At 69.8% G+C, this 2,763-nt stretch carries 3 protein-coding genes; all 3 read left to right on the top strand.

Annotation, left to right across the window (positions count from 1 at the left end; genetic code table 11):
- Positions 1-718 (top strand): aminoglycoside phosphotransferase family protein (locus VL973_RS06510; protein ID WP_325283217.1); only part of this gene is annotated, 718 nt, incomplete at its 5' end.
- A gap of 4 nt (positions 719-722) precedes the next feature.
- Positions 723-1,478, top strand: a complete 756-nt coding sequence (locus tag VL973_RS06505; protein ID WP_325283216.1) for a nucleotidyltransferase family protein — start codon at positions 723-725, stop codon at positions 1,476-1,478.
- Positions 1,471-2,763: PD-(D/E)XK nuclease family protein (locus tag VL973_RS06500; RefSeq protein WP_475526604.1), on the top strand; the 1,293-nt coding region annotated here is incomplete at its 3' end. The genes VL973_RS06505 and VL973_RS06500, both read left to right, overlap by 8 nt.

Genomic DNA, 2,763 nt, shown 5'->3' with positions numbered 1-2,763 from the left:
GGTGCTGCTCGAAGATTTCGGCAACGCCCGGATGCGTGAGACGGTGGATGCCGCGCCGGAAAGCGAATTGCGGCTTTATGAAGAAGCCGTGCGCCTGCTGGTCCGGCTGCACGATCACGAACCCATGGTCCTGCGCCCCTACGACATGGCGGAATATCAGCGCGAGGCGGGGTTGCTGACCGAATGGTATTGCCCCGCCATCGGCCTTACTGTCGATGGCGCGGGCTATCGCGCGGCGTGGGAACAGGTGCTGGCGCCGCTGGGCGGGGTGCCCCCGGTCACGGTGCTGCGCGACTATCACGCCGAAAACCTGATGCTGATCGACGGCAGCGAAACGCTGGGCCTGCTCGATTTTCAGGATGCGCTGGCGGGGCACCCGGCCTATGATCTGGTATCGCTGTTGCAGGATGCGCGGCGCGACGTGCCGCCCGCAATCGAGGGCGCAATGCTGGACCTGTACTGCCGCACCGTCGATGCGGGTGAAGACTTCACCACCGCCTATTACGTGCTTGGCGCACAGCGGAACGCCAAGATCATCGGCATTTTCACGCGCCTGTGGCAGCGCGATGGAAAGGCGCGCTACCCGACATTGTGCCCGCGCGTATGGACCTATCTGGAACGCGACCTCGCCCATCCGGCGCTGGCTCCGGTCGCGGCATGGTTCGCCGCCAATATCCCGCCCGCGATGCGCGGCGACCCGATCGTGCTGGCGGGCTGATCCAATGGCACAGACGCTGTCGCTTCGCCCCAATCCCGATGTGGCGGTGCCAAGGACCGCGATGGTCATGGCCGCCGGGCTGGGCAAGCGGATGCGCCCGCTGACGGCCACCCGGCCCAAGCCGCTGGTCGAGGTCGCGGGCAAGCCGCTGATCGACCATGTGTTCGACCGGCTGCGCGCGGCCGGGGTCGAACGCGCGGTGGTCAACGTCCATTACCTGGCCGATGTCATGGAAGCGCATCTGACCCACCGGGTGAAGGGCATCGAGATCGTCGTGTCGGACGAACGCGACGCTCTGCTCGAAACGGGCGGCGGGCTGGCGCGGGCGAGGCCATTGCTGGGCGACGATCCGATCCTGTGCGTCAACAGCGACAATCTGTGGATCGACGGCCCGGTCGATGCGATCGTGCAACTGGCGCAATTATGGGATGCCGGGCGCATGGACGCGCTGCTCCTCATGGTGCCGCTGGCGCGCGCGCACGGCCATGGCGGGCTGGGCGATTTTCACCTGGGTTCGGACGGTCGCATCCTTCGCCGCCGCGCGGCCGGCCGGCTGGCGCCGTTCGTCTATACCGGGGTGCAGATCCTGAACCCGGCGATCATCGCCGATCATCCCGAAGGCGCGTTTTCGACGAATTTTTTCTGGCAGCGCGCGATCGCGGCGGGCCGCGCGTTCGGCACCGCGCATGAAGGGTTGTGGTTCGATGTCGGCACGCCCGCCGCCATTGCCGTGACCGAAGCGATGCTGGCCGATGGCTGAGGCGCGCCGCGCGCCTTCGGTCTATACCATCCCTGCGAACAAGGCGTTCGCCGATACGCTGGCGATCGGCCTGATGCGCCGGTTCGGGCGTGACCCGATGGGGCTGGCGCGCGGCGTCATCCTGGTGCCCACCAGCCGCGCGGTGCGGGCAGTCAACGACGCGTTCGTGCGGTTGAGCGAGGGCGGGCTGCTGCTGCCGCGCATCGTCCCGATCGGCGACCCCGAACTGGACGAAGCGGTCGGCCCGTTCTTTGATCCCGCAGAGGCCGCACCCGTGCCCCCCGCCGTCGATCCGCTGCGCCGCCGCCTGATCCTGGCGCGGCTGTTACAGGACGCGCGACCGGGTTTCGACGCGGCGGAAGCGGTGCGGCTGGCGGGCGACCTGGCGCACACGCTCGACCAGTTGCAAGTGGAAGAGATCGACCCCGCGGCGCTGCGCGCACTCGACCTGTCGGGGGAGCTGTCGCAGCATTGGGCAACGGCGTTGTCGACGTTCGAGGTGGTGCTGGACCGCTGGCCAACGGAACTGGCGCGGCTGGGGGCCATCGACCTGGCCGAACGCCGCCGCCGCCTGCTCGACCGGGCGGCCAGGCGCTGGGCGGATCATGCGCCCGCGCGGTTCGTGTGCGCGGCGGGCGTCACGTCGCCCGTGCCCGCCGTCGCGCGGCTGATGCGCTGTATCGCCGGGTTGCCCGACGGCTTCGTCGTGCTGCCGGGGCTGGCGACCGGGCTGGACGATGCGGTTTGGGACGCGCTTGGCCCGCACGCGCCCGATCCCGTCACCGGCCTGCGTCGTCCGTCGGTGGAGACGCATCCGCAATTCCACCTGAAGCTGCTGCTCGACCGCATGGGCGTGGCGCGGGCAGAGGTTCAGCCGTGGCGCGTCGCCAGCGAACTCGATGCCCCGACTGCGCGCGGCAAGGCGATCGACAGCGCGATGCTGCCCGCTGCCTTCACCCATCGCTGGCCCACCCTGCCACGCGCCGAGCGGCGGTTCGACGGCGTCACCGCGATCGAAGTGGCGACCCCGGCGGAGGAGGCGCAGGCGATCGCGCTACGGCTGCGCGAAGCCGTCGAAGTGCCGGGCCGCACCGCCGCGCTGGTGACGCCCGATCGAAATCTGGCCGCCCGCGTCGCCGCGCATTGCGCGCGCTGGGGCATCGCCATCGACGATTCGGCGGGCCGCCCGCTGTCGATGCTGGCGCCCGGCACGCTGCTGCTGGCAATTGCCGAGGCGGCGGGGCAGCGGTTTGCGCCGATGTCGCTGCTGGCGCTGCTGAAACAC

Origin of the sequence: Sphingomonas sp. (assembly GCF_035490575.1) — a bacterium.
Taxonomy (GTDB): Bacteria; Pseudomonadota; Alphaproteobacteria; order Sphingomonadales; family Sphingomonadaceae; genus Sphingomonas.
Note: the sequence above shows the minus strand (reverse complement) of the source record. Positions and strands in the feature narration are given on the sequence as shown.